Raw genomic sequence first — 17,289 nt, 5'->3', positions numbered from 1 at the left:
CATGCATGAACGCATGTTCAAGCGGCTTATCCATCGCGAAGCGCCGGACGGCACAGTGTTGCGCGAAGCGATGAAGGCAGCGGATTCGCATCTCGACTATATCGATTATCTGCTCGATCACCGCCGCTGGATCGGCGGCTCGACACTGAGCCTCGCCGACCTTGCCGGCGCCGCGCAGATTTCGGTGGCCGACTATCTGGGCGGCTTCAACTGGTCGAGCCACAAACAGGCCAAAGCCTGGTATGCGGGTTTGAAAAGCCGCCCCAGCTTCCGCCCGTTGCTTTCCGAACGCATGGAAGTGATTTCCCCGCCGGCCCATTACGACAAGGTGGATTTTTAGGCGAGGCGCACAGCCGCCGCGCGTTTCGATCAGAGATGACGTAGCGCGCTCACCCGATCCAACAGTTGTTCCGCCGTCTCCTCGACATCGAAAAGCCCGCCGGTTTCCATATCGAGATCGCCCGCGAACAGGGGATCATCCGTGCCGTCCGCCTCACCCCCGCCGCGCGAGTCCATGATGGTGACGACGGTCAGCGCAGCGCAGCGCGCCTGCGCAACAATGACGGGCGCGGCCTCCTTGTTCCCCTGACGGCGCGTCACCCAGCCCGGTGGGTCGCCATCGGCCAGCTTTACCGACAGCCGATCGCCGGACTCCGCGATCCGCAACCGCGTATCCTCTTCCAGCGCAATCGACGCCCCGTCGGATGCAGGACTCATCTCGACCGGCGTCTCGGGCGGCAGATGAAATAACAGGCGCAGATCATGTTCGGCCCTGTCTATGCTTTCAATCCGATCGTAGATGGCGATGCGGTCCGGATCGCTGAGATGCACGATCCGGTCATGACGGATCCCGTGATTGTCCAAGGTCGCCGCATGCGCGACACAGCCGCGTTTATCGCGCGCCTGACGCAGTAATTGCGCGCCACCCTTGTAAACATGATCGTCCACCAACAGGCAGTTATGCGCCACCGGCGCGATAAAGTAATGGAAACGCTCGGGAACACCGTAATTATACGGCCCACCGCTCTCGATCAGCGCAGGCACGCCGCGCCGCGTGAACCAGACTGAAAGCGCGTCGAAATGTCCGTGAGATTGCCGGCGCGGGAAATGGGTGAATACTGCCAATGAATCCCGGCCGGGCGCTTTCGCCTTGTGGCGGCGCATCACCGTAAACCCCTGGTCGGGGCCCACGAGCCCTGAGAATGCGCCCTGCCGGCCACCAACCCCGAGCTCGGACGGCGGCGGGACGTCGCCAAGATCGATCGGTCGCGCCAGCTTGCGCAAGTTTTGAATCCGATAGCCGTTACGATAATTTGTATCGCCGATAGCGGGCACAGTCTCCTTGCCGACCATCATATAGGCCCCAAAGGCGAGCATTTTTTCGCGGCACGCCGCGATTGCGAAAGATATTGCGAGGTCGTTCTCCGCGAGAAACCGTTCCACATCCTTGAGGAGGTTCAGCCCCCAGATATGATATTGGAAGCTCTGTTCCCGCGATATCCCGGTTCCGGGGTCAACTATCGAACGCAGCACATGATCGAGATGCGCAAGGCCCCTCTCCACCATCTCGGCCGGAGGCACGGCATGACTTGCGGCATGTTCGGAATGAAGCGCGGCGTTGATCGCCGACATGGCATGAAAGACGCCATGATTGTTCCCCGCCCATTTGTCCGAGGCCATAAAACTCTGCAGCATCTCCAGATGCGCCGGCACGATACGCGCCAGCTGGTCTGCGCGACTACGGATCTCTTCGCTGTCCGACAAACGCTGTGCGAGATCGATTATTGTCGCCAGCCGGTATGCAGTTGCATGATCATCCCAGAAACGGTCCGGGGCCTGATCCCGATCGCGGCACCATGCGGCCGTCCGATCGAGCAGTTGCCCGAAAATCCATGCCTGGTCCCGGCCCGGCTCCTCGAGATAGGGCAGCAGATAGAGCCAGCCCAACGCCCAGAAATACAATTTCCAAGTATCGGTCTTGCCGTCCGTCACGGCATCTAGCGCATCGAAATCGAGGGCTTCCGGATCAAATGGCGACTGGCTGGACAAAACCTTGAGCCGCCCCTTTTTGCGCGCCAGTCGGATATTGGCCTGGCGGAGGAGTTCGGCCTGCATGGGTCGCCAAATGCCCGGCTCCGCGCCGCGCTGAAAGGGCAGATCCCGTGACGGCGCATAGTCCCACAGCGCCGCTTTTTCCGATAAAATATCGTGAAAAATATCGCCGATATCCGGCAGAATATCCGGCCGGGCGGCGCGGTTGTGATTGTCCATCTCAAGCTGTGCGAGGCTGAGCCCCCCGGACGGCAGGCCCAGCGCATCGAGCATATCGTTGGCGATCTGGAGCGGCGCTTCGATCAGCGATTCATAGCGCACGACACGGTCCCACTCTTCGGCGCCGAACATCGAAAAGAAGCGCCGCACCACGCGCGCCTGCATGGCCGCATATTCCGTATCGGAACGGTTCGGATTCGTTGCCTTTCGATAGGCCTGCTTCCGAAAGGCTCGGGATATCGCGATGTCGTACGGGTTGCGGATCAATCCGACGAAGCGCGATCCGGGCAGTTCTTCGCGCAGCAACTGGATCGGGCTGTCGGGTCGCAAATGCATGATGTTGACCGGGATGACATCCGCATCCCGGCGCGCCTTCGCCGTCGGCAAGGCCGATACCGCGTCCAGCAGGATATGCCGTTCTTCGACATCGAGGCCTTCGGCCTGTTCGAGCAGATCGGGCGGGAAATAGACCTCGCCGATCATCTGATAGTCGGCGCGGGATGACAGGAGCGAACCGAAGAAATGGCATCCCGAGGCGCCCGTGCTCAGGATGAAAAGACTCGCCGCGCCCGTGCGCGCGCGCTTTTCAAGCCAGGGCAGGACGACCGTTTCCAGATCGCGGTCGTTCTTCAGTTTCAGCTTCTTGCGCGCCGCCCCGATTTTTTGCCGGTTCCGGGAGTGAAAATAGCCATCTTCCGGCCAGAAAACCTCCGGCCGAAACAGATAGTCGGAGAGTATTCGGGTCAGGTCGGACACGTCGGCAACTCCAATAGGCGAACGCTATGCGCGCCGCGCGTCCGACTCGTCGATAGACATTCTTCCGCGAGGAAATGATATCGGATATGTCCCGGTCATATCGTGTTGCTCAACGCGCTCAAAACGGTGCCGTCAAGTGCTCGGCACCGCCGTCACCAGATAATTGAGCGCGGTCCGCTCGCTGATTTCGAAACCGCGGCTCGGCGAGAAGCTGAGGCCCGATATGTCCGCGACGCGCAGCCCGGCCTCTTCGAGCAGCTCGGTCAGCTCTTCGGGCGTCAGAAACTTGTTCCAGTCATGCGTGCCCTTGGGGATCAGGCCGGCCCCTTCCCCGATCGTGATCATCGCGAACCGCGACAGGCCCGTGCGGTTGGGCGTCGACATGATCAGCAGCCCGCCGGGTGCCAGCGCATCGGCAAGGCCCTGCGCGAACGCCGCGGGATCGGCGACATGTTCGATCACCTCCATGCAGGTGACGAGATCGTACGGCCCATCCGCCGCCTCGATCCCGCCGGCGCGATAGTCGATATCGATCCCCGATTGCGCCGCATGTGCTTTGGCGGCCTCGATATTCTCCGCCGCCGCGTCGATGCCGGTGACGTCCGCGCCGAGGCGCGCGAGCGGTTCGGCGAGCAGGCCCGCCCCGCAGCCGATATCGGCCGCGCGCTTGCCGGCCAGCGGGTGCCGCTCATATTCGGCGCTGCCCCAATGCTGGTCGATCGCCTCGCGGATATAGCGCAGGCGCGGCGGATTGAGCCGGTGCAGCATGGCGGACGAGCCCTTCGGGTCCCACCAATCGGCCGCGAGCTTGCCGAAATGTTCGGCTTCCTTCGGATCGACGGAGTTTCGCGGTTCGGGAGCGGATGCTGCACTTGCGTTCATAACCGGCCCTGCCTAACAGGATCGCCCGCGCTCTGCCATGGGGCAAAGCGCATTTTTTCGGGGGTTTCGGGCACGTCCTGACTGGTACAATGGCACGCATCGTGATGAAATTCGGCGGCACGTCCATGGCCGGGATCGAACGGATCCGGGCCGTCGCCGAACGCGTGAAGGGCGAGGTCGACCGGGGCAATGATGTCGCCGTGATCGTCTCCGCCATGGCAGGCGAGACGGACCGGCTCGTCCAGTTCTGCCGCGAAGCCAGTTCGCGCTACGATCCCCGCGAATATGATGTTGTCGTCGCTTCCGGCGAGCAAGTCTCGTCCGGGCTTCTGGCAATCATGCTCCAGTCGATGGATGTCGACGCGCGCAGCTGGATGGGCTGGCAGCTGCCGATCCGCACATCCGAAGCCTATAGCTCGGCGCGGATCGACGATATCGACGCGGATATCCTCAGCAAAGCGATCGAAGGCGGCAAGGTCGCGGTCATTCCCGGCTTTCAGGGCATGACGCGCGAGGGCCGGCTGGCGACGCTGGGCCGCGGCGGATCGGATACATCGGCCGTCGCGATCGCGGCCGCGATGAAGGCGGACCGGTGCGATATCTACACCGATGTCGATGGTGTCTATACGACCGATCCGCGCATCGTGCCCAAGGCGCGCAAGCTTTCGAAAATCACCTATGAAGAGATGCTGGAGCTCGCCAGCGTCGGCGCAAAGGTGCTCCAGACGCGCTCGGTGGGCCTCGCGATGAAGCATGGCGTGCCATTGCAGGTGCTCTCCTCGTTCGAGGACAAACCGGGCACGATGATCGTCGACGAGACGGAATTTGAGGACAAGGACATGGAAAAGCAGCTGATCACCGGCATCGCCTATGCCAAGAACGAGGCGAAGGTCACGCTGACCTCGATCGCCGACAAGCCGGGCTCGGTCGCCGCGATCTTCAAGCCGCTCGCCGAGGGCAACATCAATGTCGACATGATCGTGCAGAATTTCGCGCGCGATACGGGCAATACGGATGTGACCTTCACCGTACCGTCCGACGATCTCGCCCGCTCGCTCGATATCCTGGAACAGGCGAAGGAATCGATCGGCTATCGCGAGATCATCCACGATACCGATGTCTGCAAGGTCTCGGTCGTCGGCGTCGGCATGCGCAGCCATGCGGGCGTCGCCTCCACCATGTTCGAAACGCTCGCCGATCGCGGCATCAACATCATGGCGATCACGACGAGCGAGATCAAAGTCAGCGTGTTGATCGAGGAGGCCTATACCGAGCTGGCCGTACGCGTCCTGCACACGGCCTATGGCCTCGATCAGCAGGATGATGCGGCGTGACGACGACCATCGACGACATCAAAGCCATGATGCAGCGGGGCCGCGAGTTTCTCGGCACCGAATATGCGATCATGGGCGGCGCGATGAGCTGGATTTCGGAGCGCAATCTCGTCTCCGCCATTTCCAATGCCGGCGGCTTCGGCGTCATCGCCTGCGGGGCGATGGAGCCGCACATGCTCGACGAGGAGATCGCCGAGACGAAGAAGCGCACCGACAAGCCGTTTGGCGTCAACCTCATCACCATGCACCCGCAGCTCGACGCGCTGATCCAGGTCTGCGCGGATCACGAAATCGGCCATGTCGTGCTCGCTGGCGGACTCCCCCCGGGCTGGGCGATCCCGAAGATCAAGGATTTCGGCGCAAAGCTGATCTGCTTCGCCCCGGCGCTAGCGCTCGCGAAGAAGCTGCACCGCACCGGCGTCGACGCGCTGGTGATCGAAGGCATGGAAGCGGGCGGCCATATCGGACCGGTCTCGACGTCCGTTCTCGCCCAAGAAATCCTGCCCGAGTTGCGCGACGAGCTGCCGATCTTCATCGCTGGCGGCATCGGCCGCGGCCACGCGATCTCAGCCTGGCTCGAAGTCGGCGCGGTCGGCGTTCAGCTCGGCACGCGCTTCGTCTGCGCAACCGAATGCATCGCGCATCCGGATTTCAAAAAGGCCTTTATGCGCGCCCCGGCCCGCGACGCGATCGTCAGCACCCAGATCGACGATCGTCTTCCCGTGATCCCCGTCCGCGCGCTGAAGAACAAGGGCACGCAGGAGTTCAACGCCAAACAGATCGAAGTCGCCAAACTGCTCGATGCGGGCGAGATCGAGATGGGCGAGGCGCAGCTCCAGATCGAACATTTCTGGGCCGGGGCTCTCAAGCGCGCGGTGATCGACGGCGATGTCGAGAATGGCTCGCTGATGGCCGGACAGAGCGTCGGCATGGTGAAGACGGAAGAGCCGGTCGCTGATATCATCGCCGGGCTGATGGACGAAGCGGTGAAGGCGCTGGAGAAGAACCGGGGTTAATGAGAGAGGTGATTTCTCAAGAGCCTTTGATCTCAGATCGGGAACTCTGTTTTCAGTCAGGTTGATTCGACTATGTCGTGGAACAAGCTGAGCAAAAAGCAAAAATACCAGCGCTGGGCATGGGCAATTTCGTTTCAACAGCTGCTCATTTTGCCATTTCTCATTTACGCTGCTTTTGACGACCCATCTTTCCTGGTAAAATATTGGGAAGTATGGCTATTTTTCTTCATCATCCCATTCGCCGCGTCGCTATTCATCTTCTATCGGTCGACAAAATTAGTGGAGTCGAACGCTGAAGAAGACCGACCCCAGGCAATGTAGAAACTGCCTCAACTCAAAACGGATTCACCGTAAACCCATCCTGCTGCAACAGCGCATGCGCGGTCATCGCCGATAGCGCCATGTCGACGCCGGGCAGCAGGTCGTCGACGCCGATCTCGTAATAGGCGGCGGTCTGGCCGCACAGGATGATCTGGACGTCGTTGGCGAGCAGCGCTTCGATCGCTGCAGCGTTCGCATTCTCCGCGCCGTCCTGCCGGCCGGCGTAGAATTCAGCGCGCGTCAGATCGAGCGACGCCCGGCCGTGGACGACGACGGCAAGGCGGATATTCTCGCGCGGCACGCCGGCCGCGACGTGCATGTTGATGAAGCGCGCGGCGCTGTTCAGCGTGCGGTTGACCTCGCCCGGCTCGGCACGGGTGGCGGTGTCGAAAGCGACCGCGAACTGCGCATCCGCCGGGATCGCCATTGTCGTGGTCACGCCGGCAATCTGACCCAATTCGGCGAAGACCGGACCGGTATGGAAGGCATCGGACTGTGCTGACAGCGAGGTGGCAGCAAGCGCAGCGGTCAATAGGCCAGCGATTGTTTTCAGCATGAGCTTTATCCTTGGCATTTGTGCGATGGCTGACGCAGTATCGTCGTTCACGCCGAAGCGATAGCGTCCGCGCCAAATCCGAGGAGAGCCGTCCATGCCCTACACTCAAATCCGCAGCGAACATCGCGGAGCGGTTGCGCTGATCACCCTCGACCGCCCCGACAAGCTCAACGCCTGGACGCCGCACATGGCGGAGGAGCTGGCCGACGCTATCGGCACTGCGAACGACGATGACGATATCGGCGCCATCGTGATGACCGGCGAAGGACGCGGCTTCTGCGCGGGCGCGGATATGGACGCAACTTTCAAAACCCGTATCGACGGAACCGATCCGGGCGAAAATACGGCGGGCGGATCGGGCGGTATGCCGGCCAGTGTCGACTGGATACGGCTGATCCGCGATTCCAAGCCGTGCATCGCAGCGGTCAACGGCCCGGCCGTCGGCATCGGCATCACGCAAATCCTGCCGTTCGACTATATCGTCGTGTCGGAGTCCGCGAAGATCGGGTTCGTGTTCGTAAAAGTCGGCATCGTTCCGGAACTGGCGAGCAGCCATTTTCTCACGCAGCGGGTAGGCTGGGGCCGCGCGAACGAGCTTATGCTGACGGGCCGGCTCGTATCGGGCGAGGAGGCGGTCGCGATACGGCTGGCCGACGAACTCGCCACGCCCGAGGCCGTGGTGGATCGCGCCCTCGAGATCGCGGAGCAGATGGCCGAAAACCCGGGTCCCATGCTGCGCATGACCAAGGACCTGTTGATGCGTAATGCGGTCGATACCGATCTCGATGCCGTGCAGGCGCGAGAAAGCGCCTATCTCAGGGAATGCTGGGAACTGCCCGAACATCATGAAGCGGTGAACGCGTTTCTCGAAAAGCGCCCGCCCGACTTCAAGGCAGCCAAAATGCGGGCGGAATAGATGGCGACATTTCGGCGCCATCGGGCTTTCCGCGATGGCGCGCGATTACTCCGGTCCGTGTCAACCAGTGTCACTCACGATCGACTTCAACCGATTTCCTTCGCCAGCAGGATCATCTTGCGCCGGTCTTCATAGACCGCCTTGTCGAATATCCGCGTACCGATCTCTGCGAAGCCCCAGCGCAGATACGCGCCATAGGCCCAGTCGGCGCTGTCCATCACGTCGAGCCAGATATGATCGCCGCCATGGTCGCGCGCATAATCTTCAACCGCATCGTAGAGCCGCTTGCCCAGGCCCGATCCCCGCACATTGGGCAGCACATAGACGCGCCGGAGCTCGACACCGCTTTCGCTTCCAGTCGACGGATTTTTGGAGCCGCGCAGGGCCATGGCGAAACCCACGGCCACGCCATCGCTTTCGGCGAGCCAGAATGCGGTACCCTTGTCTTCCATCGCGGATCGCACGGCCGCTTCGCCATAGCTTTCGAGATACCGCATCAGTGGCGCCGGCTCGGGCCAGAGATAGCCATAGGCCGCCGCATAGGATGCGGGACCCACTATGCCGAGCTGCGCGGCGTCTTCGGCCTTTGCCCGCCTGATTGTATAGTCCGTCATGATACGATCCCGCCTTCCGCCCATCGTATAGCGCAGATCGGCCACGACCGCGAATTTCCGCGATTGCCGATACGCCTCGGTGCAAAGCCAGTCTTTTGCTTTGCCTAGCGTTTCCGCGATGGCGCGCCGTGCGCGCGTCTGCTAACCGGTCGGCCATGAGTTTCGCCGAAGCCACAACCGCCTCCCGGGAGATACTGACCGGGCTTCACGACGTGATGGCCTCGCGCAACCATGCGCAGGGCAAACTCAACCGCGTTGTCGAGATTATCGGCGAGGCGCTGTCTAGCGAGGTCTGCTCCATCTATCTGCTGCGCGAGGGCGTGCTGGAGCTGTTCGCGACGCTTGGGCTCAATCAGGATGCGGTGCACGTTACCAAGCTTGCCATGGGCGAAGGGCTGGTCGGCGTGATCGCCGAGAGCGGGCGCATCCTCAATCTCGACGAGGCAACCTCGCATCCCGACTTTGCGTACCGGCCCGAAACCGGCGAGGAAACCTATCACAGTTTCGCCGGCATCCCGATCATCCATCGCGAACGCGTGGTCGGCGTGCTCGCCGTGCAGCATGCCGATCCCCGGCCCTATGACGATGTCGAGATCGAGGCGCTGCAAACCGTCGCCATGGTGCTCGCCGAATTGATCGCAAGCGCCGAGTTGATCGACGAAAGCGGCACGGAAGCGGAGATTGCGCGGCAGACCGAGGCGATGCGGCTGTCCGGCCAGAAGCTCGTGATCGGCATGGGCGAAGGCAAGGCGGTGTTCCACCAGCCGCGCGTCGATATCGAACATACGGTCGCCGAGGATACCGAGGCCGAGCGCCAGCGTGTCTATCAGGCGTTCCGCAAGATGCGCGAACAGATCGACGCGCTCTCCAATCAAGCCGAATTCGGCGTCGGCGGCGAGCATAAGGACGTGCTCGAAACCTACAAAATGTTCGCCTATGACGAAGGCTGGAGCCGCCGGATCAACGCGGCGATCGACAGCGGCCTGACCGCCGAAGCGGCAATCGAACGCGTCCAGCAACGCACCCGGGCGCGCATGCACGAGATCGACGATCCCCTGCTTGCCGAGCGGATGCACGATCTGGAGGATCTCGCCAACCGCCTGATCCGGATCGTCGCTGGGCAGCTGGGTACGGCCGCCCAGCTTGGCCTGCGCAACGATTCCATCCTGATCGCGCGCAACCTCGGGCCCGCCGAACTGCTCGAATATGATCGTCGCCGGCTGAAAGGCGTGGTGCTGGAGGAAGGCTCGCTGACCGCGCATGTCACGATCGTCGCGCGCGCCATGGGCGTGCCGGTGCTCGGCCGCGTGCCGGATGTTCGTCGGCTGATCCACCAGGGCGATCAGCTGCTCCTCGATGTCGAGGACGGCTCGGTATTCGTCCGCCCGTCGCCGACCATGGTCGAAGCGTTCGAGGCCAAGCTCACCCGGATGCAAGAGAAGCGCGCCGAGTTCGAAGCGCTGCGCGATCTGGCGCCGGAAACTAGATGCGGCAAACGGCTGAAGGTGATGGTCAATGCAGGCCTGCGCGAGGATGTCGCGACCCTGAACATGGCCGGCGCCGACGGGATCGGCCTGTTCCGCACCGAGTTTCAGTTTCTCGTCTCGGCCACCCTGCCGCGCCGCGAAGCGCAGCAGAAGCTTTACAAGGACGTGCTCGACGCGGCCGACGACAAGCCGGTGATCTTCCGTACGCTCGATATCGGCGGCGACAAGTCGGTGCCTTATCTGCGCGCCGAAACCACAGAGGAGGAAAACCCGGCAATGGGCTGGCGCGCGCTGCGTCTGTCGCTGGATCGCGAAGGCCTTATGAAGGTGCAGGCGCGCGCGCTGATCGAGGCGGCGGCGGGACGGACGCTAAGCGTCATGTTCCCGATGGTGTCCGAACCCTGGGAGTTCGACGAAGCCCGGGCGCTGTTCGAAGCGCAGCGCGTCTGGCTCGAAGACCATCACCATATGCTGCCGCACGAAATCCGCTATGGCTGCATGCTCGAAGTGCCGGCTCTGGCCGAAGCGCTGGACGAACTGTTGCCGCGGATCGATTTTCTGTCGATCGGCACGAACGATCTCACGCAATTTCTCTTCGCCGCCGACCGCGCCGATCCGCGCATCGCCGAACGCTATGACTGGCTCAGCCCCGCCATCCTGCGCTTCCTGCGCCGCATCATGCAGGCGACCGGAGAGGCCGGAATCCCGACGACGATTTGCGGCGAGATGGGTGGCCGCCCGGTCGAGGCCATGGCGCTGATCGGGCTCGGCGTCGAGCAATTGTCGATCACGCCGGCCGCAGTTGGCTCGATCAAGGCGATGATCCGGTCGCTCGACGCGACGCTGCTGCGCGAACAGATGAGGGAGTGGCTCGCCGAGCCGCCTTATGACATGCGCCAGGCTCTGCTCGACTGGGCTGCGCAACGTTCGGTCGCGATCGGCTGATTTGGGAACAATGAGACGGCGATAACCATTGACATAAATGTCAGCGGATTGTGAAAGCGCAATAGCACATAACCGGCGCACAGACTGGCTTACAGGGGACGCAGATGTCGGACGAAAGTGGCGAAGACGGCACTTTATTCGAAACGCAGGTCGGCACCAAGCTCCGCGAGGCGCGCGAGAGCCAGGGTATCTCGCTGGACGACATCGCGCGCACGACGCGTATCCCATTGCGACAGCTCGAAAATATCGAGAATAGCGATTATGAAAAACTGCCCGCGCCGACCTACAGTATCGGCTTCGTAAAGGCCTTTTCGCAGGCGGTCGGGCTTGATCCCAAGGAAATGGCGGCCGCGTTTCGCGAAGAAATCAACCACGGCGCTGCGACCCAGACGAGCGGCGATTTTTTCGAGCCGACCGACCCGGCCCGCGTACCGCCGCGCAGCCTGGCCTGGATCGCGGCCGCCATCGCGGTCGTGCTGATCATCGCCTATGCGCTGTGGCGCAGCGGCGTTTTCGGTTTGGACGCCGATGATCGCGCGCGCATGGCGGCGGGCACCGATCCCTCTGCCGTAGCGGAACAGGGGGAAAGCGCGAACCCTGCACAAGCCGCGCCAGCAGCGCCGCCGCCTGCCGACGGAGCTGTCGTCCTCGAAGCAACGGAAACCGTTTGGCTACGCATCTATGACGGCGACACCGGCGACCGGATCTACGAAACCGAGATGCAGGCTGGCGATAGTTACGAAGTGCCGACTACGGCCGAGAATCCGATGATCCGGACCGGCCGGGCCGACGCGCTGCGGGTTACGGTCGGCGGCCAGCCGGTCGATCCGATCGGGCCGCCGCAAACCGTCATCAGCGATGTCAGCCTGCTGCCCTCCGCACTGGCCCGCCCGCGCCCGCAATCCGCTCCTACGCCCGAACCCGCCAACTAACAGGGCGGCCGCGCTTCATATTGGCGACAGCTTTGCCCGGCGATATAGGTTCCGTCACGGGTTCAGGGAGGGACATTCGCCATGCGCTACATGCTGATCGCCGCACTGCTAATGAGCGGAACCGCCACCCCGGCACTGGCGCAGAGCGACGATCTGGATCGGCGCATCGATCGCGTCGAACGCGAAGTTCGCGCCCTGCAAAGAGAAGTCTTCCCCGGCGGCAATTCCGACTTTTTCGAACCGGAAATCCAGACCGGTACGCGCGATGGCACGGTCGGCAGTCCGGCTTCCGCGCCGATCACGGCGCTCACCGACCGGGTCAATGCACTCGAACGCCAGCTCGCAACGCTGACCGGCCAGGTCGAAGAGAATAGCTTCGAACTGCGCCAGCTGCGATCCATGGTGGAAGCACTGCAGGGCGGCGGGGCAGCGACGGAGCCCGATACCACGCTCGATGCGACGACGCTGACAAACGACAGCGACACGGCGTCGAGCGATACTACGGACGCGTCCGAACCGACGGAAAGCGCTGAATCCGCGCCTGCTGCAACGGAATCGAGCGAGCCGCCTTTGCCTGACGATGCCGGCGAAGCGTCGTATGTGCGCGGCTATCGCATGTGGCGCGACGGGCGCTACGAAGAAGCGCGGACGCAACTGCGCGAAACGGTCGAAAACTTCCCCGGCCACCGCTTCGAAAGCTATGCGCGCAACCTGCTCGGCCGGGCCTATCTCGACGACGACAAGCCAGCCAATGCGACCGAGATTTTCGTGCGTAATTATCAGGAACTGCCCGATGGCGACCGCGCCGCGGACAGCCTGTTTTTCCTCGGCATCGCGCTGACCGAACTCAACTATAACGATCGCGCCTGCCTCGCCTTCGACGAATTGCGCGACGTTTATGGCGATACGTTGCGGAGCACGATCCGCGAACAGGTGCCCGCCGCGCGCGAAGCCGCCGGCTGCAACTAGCGCGCAGCAACGTCGCATCGCTTTCTGGCGGTCGCCGGTTTAGGATTACCGGATGTCGGACACACCGCTTATCGACCGGTTTTACGCCGAGACTGAACGCCTGACCAGCAAAGCCCCGACGGCGGATGCGAGGCTCGGGATTGCGGTATCGGGTGGACCGGACAGTCTGGCGCTCTTGTCGCTCGCGGCCCAAGCCTATCCCGGTGCGATACAGGCGGCGACCGTCGATCACGGGCTGCGCCCAGAGGCTGCGGACGAGGCCCGGCATGTCACGGCGATCTGTACGACGCTGGCGGTACCGCATACTATTCTGACGCCAGCCGAACCGATCTCCGGTAACCTCCAGTCGGCGGCGCGGGTTGCGCGCTATGCGCTGCTCGAAGATTGGCGGAACCGCGAAAGGCTGCGCTGGATCGCGACCGCGCATCATGCCGACGACCAGATCGAGACCGTCCTGATGCGGTTGATGCGCGGGAGCGGTGTCGACGGCCTCTCCGCCATCCGGCCGATCAATGGATCAATCATCCGGCCGTTGCTCTCCTTCACCAAAGCAGACCTCGTCGCACATATCGCGCAAGCGGGCATCGCAGCCGTCAGCGATCCCAGCAATAGCGACGACACATTCGATCGGGTGCGGTTGCGCAAGGCCTTGGCGGACCTTCCCGATTTCGATCCGAGCCGGATCGCCCGGACCGTCGATGCCCTGCGCGAGTCGAGTGAGGCGCTGCAATGGCTCACCGACCAGGAAGCGGATCGGTCTATCGAACATAATGATGGGAGCGTCGCACTCCGCCACACCGATTATCCGCGCGAATTACTGCGCCGGCTCGTCATCCGTTGCCTCGACACAGTCGATCCCGATCATGGCGCGCGCGGACCCGCGCTCGACCGGGCGATCGCAGCGCTTTCGGACGGCAAAAAAACTGTGATCGGCAAAATTCTTTGCGCGCCGGAATCGCCCGGAATCTGGCGCTTTTCGATGGCTCCGCCGCGGAAAACGGGCTGAATCGCCCCGCTCACCGGCTATTCACATTATTCCGCTAATTGTCTTTTCGCCGCAAAAACCTATTTTGATCGCAGCAGAAGGGCGAAAATGCGATGAACGACGATAAAGATCCGCAGGAAGGCGGCACTAATCCCTGGATGAAGAGCCTGTTTATCTGGGCGGGTATCCTCGTGGCGCTGATCCTGTTTGTGACAATGTTCGATAGCGGCAGCGCGCGGGCCGATGAGTCCCTGCCCTATTCCGATTTCCTCGACCGCGTCGAGCAGAATGAGGTCACGCAGGTCGAGATCAACGAAGGCTTTATCAACGGCACGCTGAGCGACCAATCGACCTTCCGCACCGATCTCCCGCCGCGCGTCACGATTCCCGTGGATGAGATGCGCGAAGCTGGTATCGAGATCAGCGGGCGCCCCGCCGAACAGGCGAGCATCTGGACATACGTATTGCTCAATCTGCTGCCCTTCATCCTGATCTTCGGCATCGCCTTCCTCATCATCCGGCAGATGCAGAAAAATGCAGGCGGCGGCGCAATGGGCTTCGGCAAGTCCAAGGCCAAGATGCTGACCGAGCGCCAGGGCAAGGTGACGTTCGAGGACGTCGCGGGCATTGATGAGGCGCGCGAAGAGCTGCAGGAGATCGTCGAATTTCTGAAGGACCCAGGGAAATTCTCCCGCCTCGGCGGACAGATTCCGAAAGGCGCACTACTCGTCGGTTCACCGGGTACCGGTAAGACGCTGCTCGCGCGCGCCATCGCGGGCGAAGCGGGCGTCCCCTTCTTCACCATTTCCGGTTCCGATTTCGTCGAAATGTTCGTCGGCGTCGGCGCGAGCCGCGTCCGCGACATGTTCGAACAGGCCAAGAAGAATGCGCCGTGCATCGTCTTTATCGACGAGATCGACGCGGTCGGCCGCCATCGCGGCGCGGGCCTCGGCAATGGCAATGACGAGCGCGAACAGACGCTCAACCAGCTGCTCGTCGAGATGGACGGGTTCGAAGCCAATGAAGGCATAATCATCATCGCGGCCACCAACCGGCCCGATGTGCTCGACCCCGCTCTATTGCGCCCCGGCCGTTTCGACCGCCAGGTCGTCGTGCCGCGGCCCGATATCGACGGGCGCGAGAAGATTCTCGAAGTGCATATGCGCAAGGTGCCGCTGGCGCCGGACGTCGATGCGCGGGTCATCGCGCGCGGCACGCCCGGTTTCTCGGGCGCCGATCTCGCCAATCTCGTCAACGAAGCGGCGCTCATGGCTGCCCGGCGCGGTAAGCGCCTCGTCGCGATGAGCGAGTTCGAGGACGCCAAGGACAAGGTGATGATGGGCAGCGAACGCAAGTCCATGGTCATGACCGAGGACGAAAAGCGGATGACCGCCTATCACGAAGCCGGCCATGCCATCGTCTCGATCCATGAGCCAGCGTCCGACCCGATCCACAAGGCGACGATCATTCCGCGCGGCCGCGCGCTGGGCATGGTGATGCGCCTGCCCGAACGGGACAATTACAGCTATCATCGCGACAAGATGCACGCCAATCTCGCCGTCAGCATGGGCGGCCGTGTCGCCGAGGAAATCATCTTCGGCCACGAAAAAGTGTCGAGCGGTGCGCAGGGCGATATCCAGTACGCGACTAAGCTCGCCCGCGACATGGTGACGCAATGGGGCATGTCTGACGAGCTCGGCCCGTTGCAATATGAAGAAGAGCAGGGCGAGACCTTCCTCGGCTATTCACAGTCGCAGCGCGTCCATATGTCCGACGAGACGGCGAAGAAGATCGACAAGGAAATCCGCAAGCTGATCGATGACAGCTATGCTCGGGCCAACCAGGTGCTGACCGATCATGAGGATCAGCTGCACGCGCTGGCCAATGCGCTGCTCGAATATGAGACGCTGTCGGGCGAAGAAATCGACGAGCTGATCGATACCGGCAAGTTCGAGCGGCATGATGGCGAGACGGTGAAACCATCGACCATCCCTGTCGGCGGATCGAGCATTCCGAAGACCAAGAAGCGCAAAAAGCCCTTCGGTGGGGCCGCCCCCGAAGGCGCGTAAGGCAAAGCTCTAGCGCAATCGAAAAGGCTCGCTGTGGCGGGCCTTTTCTTTGCCTGTTATCCGAGCGCGCCGATCGCGAGCAGCAGGATGAAGAAGATCAGCGCCGTGAAAAAGCAGAAAAAGGCAAGAATACAGGTGCGGAGAAAGGCGGTGATGCGCCCGATGTCATAGGTTCCGCGCAGCTGCTTATACATATGCACGAACGGGATGGAGAGGGCCGCAATCACGATCCAGCTGCCGCCGAGCCCGGCAAAACCGAGTACAGTCAGCAGTATGGCGAATAGCGACATAAAGGCCAGCGAATAGGTGACGAAGACCGTATGGTCGTACATCTTGAAGCGGCGCGTATAGAAGAAGAGCAGCCAAACGAATGGCACCGATATCGGGATCAGCAGCCAGGAAAATTTATAGAAATTCGCCTGCAACTTGTAGAGCGCGAGACCGGGATTCTCTTGAATCTTCTGAATGCCATAGTCGAGCCGGTCCCAGCCCGTCTGCAAATTGCGCAGATCGTTAGTACCGGACGAGTTGCCGTCTACCGGGCCGATTTCTTCGCCGATAATGGCGTCCAGCCCCTCCTGACCGATGTCGAATTCCTCGAGACGGCCGTCAATATTCTCTATCCGCGTCCGCAGCGCGTCCGCATCCGCAGCCCGCCCGGGCTGGCTCTCCAATACCGCCAGTTGCCGATCGAGACGGCTCCGTTCCTCACGCGCAATCGCGATCTGATTTTCCAGCTCCTCCTGCGCCATCTCGGTCGACACATCACCGACATCGATATTGGACAGCGAGACGCCGTAAACCGTCAATATCCCGAACATCAGGAAGACACCGAAAAGGAACATGCCCAGCGGCGAGACGAATTTCGCGCGTTCGCCATGGATATAGCGCCAGGTCAGTTCGCCCGGCCGGAACATCAGCAATGGCAGCGTCCGCCAGAATTTCCCGTCGAGATGGAGCACGCCATGAATAAGATCATGCCCGATCGCGGCGATGCTGCGATGGACATGCGCCTTCTGCCCGCAATAATGACAATGGGTGCCGACAAGCTTGGTCGAGCAATTGCTGCAATAGATTTCCGTGTGACCGTACCGGCCTTCGCCATGTCCGCGCTCGACCGCGCGCGCGGCCATGCTGCCGGTTACAGCTTCGCCAATTCCATCGATGCCATCGTTCATCTTCGGGCTCTCCTGCCCCGCACATAGCGCCGGAAGCGCCCGCTCGTCGATAGCCGTT

Annotated in this window: 14 protein-coding genes; 9 read left to right on the top strand and 5 right to left on the bottom strand. The window is 62.1% G+C overall.

Annotated features, from left to right (window positions below):
* Positions 1 to 340: glutathione S-transferase family protein (locus Q0974_RS08085; RefSeq protein WP_299326222.1), on the top strand; the 340-nt coding region annotated here is incomplete at its 5' end.
* A gap of 29 nt (positions 341 to 369) precedes the next feature.
* Here Q0974_RS08085 and Q0974_RS08080 read toward each other — a convergent pair.
* Complete coding sequence (locus Q0974_RS08080) at positions 370 to 3,027, bottom strand: heparinase II/III family protein (RefSeq protein ID WP_299326219.1); 2,658 nt, start codon at positions 3,025 to 3,027, stop codon at positions 370 to 372.
* 132 nt (positions 3,028 to 3,159) lie between these two features.
* The gene (gene ubiG / locus Q0974_RS08075; protein ID WP_299326217.1) at positions 3,160 to 3,909 is read right to left on the bottom strand and encodes a bifunctional 2-polyprenyl-6-hydroxyphenol methylase/3-demethylubiquinol 3-O-methyltransferase UbiG; all 750 of its coding nucleotides are present in this window, start codon (positions 3,907 to 3,909) and stop codon (positions 3,160 to 3,162) included.
* An 89-nt stretch (positions 3,910 to 3,998) separates the two neighbouring features.
* Here ubiG and Q0974_RS08070 point away from each other — a divergent pair, with 89 nt between their 5' ends.
* A complete protein-coding gene (locus tag Q0974_RS08070; protein ID WP_299326214.1) occupies positions 3,999 to 5,243 on the top strand; it encodes an aspartate kinase in 1,245 nt (414 codons plus the stop codon).
* A 29-nt stretch (positions 5,244 to 5,272) separates the two neighbouring features.
* Complete coding sequence (locus tag Q0974_RS08065) at positions 5,273 to 6,259, top strand: nitronate monooxygenase (protein WP_299326257.1); 987 nt, start codon at positions 5,273 to 5,275, stop codon at positions 6,257 to 6,259.
* A gap of 334 nt (positions 6,260 to 6,593) precedes the next feature.
* On the opposite strand, the gene Q0974_RS08060 is transcribed toward Q0974_RS08065, so the two are convergent.
* Positions 6,594 to 7,136, bottom strand: a complete 543-nt coding sequence (locus tag Q0974_RS08060; RefSeq protein ID WP_299326211.1) for a DsrE family protein — start codon at positions 7,134 to 7,136, stop codon at positions 6,594 to 6,596.
* Positions 7,137 to 7,230: 94 nt separating this feature from the next.
* Here Q0974_RS08060 and Q0974_RS08055 point away from each other — a divergent pair, with 94 nt between their 5' ends.
* Complete coding sequence (locus Q0974_RS08055; protein WP_299326208.1) at positions 7,231 to 8,052, top strand: enoyl-CoA hydratase-related protein; 822 nt, start codon at positions 7,231 to 7,233, stop codon at positions 8,050 to 8,052.
* A gap of 86 nt (positions 8,053 to 8,138) precedes the next feature.
* On the opposite strand, the gene Q0974_RS08050 is transcribed toward Q0974_RS08055, so the two are convergent.
* Positions 8,139 to 8,666 carry a GNAT family N-acetyltransferase gene (locus Q0974_RS08050; RefSeq protein ID WP_299326206.1) on the bottom strand — a complete coding sequence of 176 codons (528 nt, stop codon included), beginning with the start codon at positions 8,664 to 8,666 and terminating at the stop codon, positions 8,139 to 8,141.
* 155 nt (positions 8,667 to 8,821) lie between these two features.
* On the opposite strand from Q0974_RS08050, the gene ptsP reads away from it, so the two are divergent.
* The 5 genes from ptsP to ftsH all read left to right on the top strand — a co-directional run bounded on the left by ptsP (position 8,822) and on the right by ftsH (position 16,053).
* Complete coding sequence (gene ptsP, locus Q0974_RS08045; RefSeq protein WP_299326204.1) at positions 8,822 to 11,098, top strand: phosphoenolpyruvate--protein phosphotransferase; 2,277 nt, start codon at positions 8,822 to 8,824, stop codon at positions 11,096 to 11,098.
* Positions 11,099 to 11,202: 104 nt separating this feature from the next.
* Positions 11,203 to 12,030, top strand: a complete 828-nt coding sequence (locus Q0974_RS08040) for a helix-turn-helix domain-containing protein (RefSeq protein WP_299326202.1) — start codon at positions 11,203 to 11,205, stop codon at positions 12,028 to 12,030.
* A gap of 81 nt (positions 12,031 to 12,111) precedes the next feature.
* Positions 12,112 to 12,999 (top strand): hypothetical protein, encoded by an 888-nt coding sequence (locus Q0974_RS08035; protein WP_299326199.1) that lies wholly within the window; start codon positions 12,112 to 12,114, stop codon positions 12,997 to 12,999.
* A 52-nt stretch (positions 13,000 to 13,051) separates the two neighbouring features.
* A complete protein-coding gene (tilS, locus tag Q0974_RS08030; RefSeq protein WP_299326196.1) occupies positions 13,052 to 14,005 on the top strand; it encodes a tRNA lysidine(34) synthetase TilS in 954 nt (317 codons plus the stop codon).
* 92 nt (positions 14,006 to 14,097) lie between these two features.
* Positions 14,098 to 16,053, top strand: coding sequence for an ATP-dependent zinc metalloprotease FtsH (gene ftsH, locus Q0974_RS08025; RefSeq protein WP_299326193.1), 1,956 nt, complete (start codon positions 14,098 to 14,100; stop codon positions 16,051 to 16,053).
* A 56-nt stretch (positions 16,054 to 16,109) separates the two neighbouring features.
* Here ftsH and Q0974_RS08020 read toward each other — a convergent pair whose 3' ends face one another.
* Complete coding sequence (locus Q0974_RS08020) at positions 16,110 to 17,231, bottom strand: DUF3667 domain-containing protein (protein ID WP_299326190.1); 1,122 nt, start codon at positions 17,229 to 17,231, stop codon at positions 16,110 to 16,112.
* Positions 17,232 to 17,289: the final 58 nt, after the last annotated feature.

Origin of the sequence: Parasphingopyxis sp. (assembly GCF_028279465.1) — a bacterium.
Classification (GTDB): Bacteria; Pseudomonadota; Alphaproteobacteria; order Sphingomonadales; family Sphingomonadaceae; genus Parasphingopyxis.
Note: the sequence above shows the minus strand (reverse complement) of the source record. Positions and strands in the feature narration are given on the sequence as shown.

Coding starts and splice junctions, on each gene's coding strand:
- ubiG (WP_299326217.1), bottom strand. CDS start 3,909: ATGAACGCAAGTGCAGCATCCGCTCCCGAACCGCGAAACTCCGTCGAT.
- Q0974_RS08070 (WP_299326214.1), top strand. CDS start 3,999: ATGGCACGCATCGTGATGAAATTCGGCGGCACGTCCATGGCCGGGATC.
- Q0974_RS08065 (WP_299326257.1), top strand. CDS start 5,273: ATGCAGCGGGGCCGCGAGTTTCTCGGCACCGAATATGCGATCATGGGC.
- Q0974_RS08060 (WP_299326211.1), bottom strand. CDS start 7,136: ATGCTGAAAACAATCGCTGGCCTATTGACCGCTGCGCTTGCTGCCACC.
- Q0974_RS08055 (WP_299326208.1), top strand. CDS start 7,231: ATGCCCTACACTCAAATCCGCAGCGAACATCGCGGAGCGGTTGCGCTG.
- Q0974_RS08050 (WP_299326206.1), bottom strand. CDS start 8,666: ATGACGGACTATACAATCAGGCGGGCAAAGGCCGAAGACGCCGCGCAG.
- ptsP (WP_299326204.1), top strand. CDS start 8,822: ATGAGTTTCGCCGAAGCCACAACCGCCTCCCGGGAGATACTGACCGGG.
- Q0974_RS08040 (WP_299326202.1), top strand. CDS start 11,203: ATGTCGGACGAAAGTGGCGAAGACGGCACTTTATTCGAAACGCAGGTC.
- Q0974_RS08035 (WP_299326199.1), top strand. CDS start 12,112: ATGCGCTACATGCTGATCGCCGCACTGCTAATGAGCGGAACCGCCACC.
- tilS (WP_299326196.1), top strand. CDS start 13,052: ATGTCGGACACACCGCTTATCGACCGGTTTTACGCCGAGACTGAACGC.
- ftsH (WP_299326193.1), top strand. CDS start 14,098: ATGAACGACGATAAAGATCCGCAGGAAGGCGGCACTAATCCCTGGATG.
- Q0974_RS08020 (WP_299326190.1), bottom strand. CDS start 17,231: ATGAACGATGGCATCGATGGAATTGGCGAAGCTGTAACCGGCAGCATG.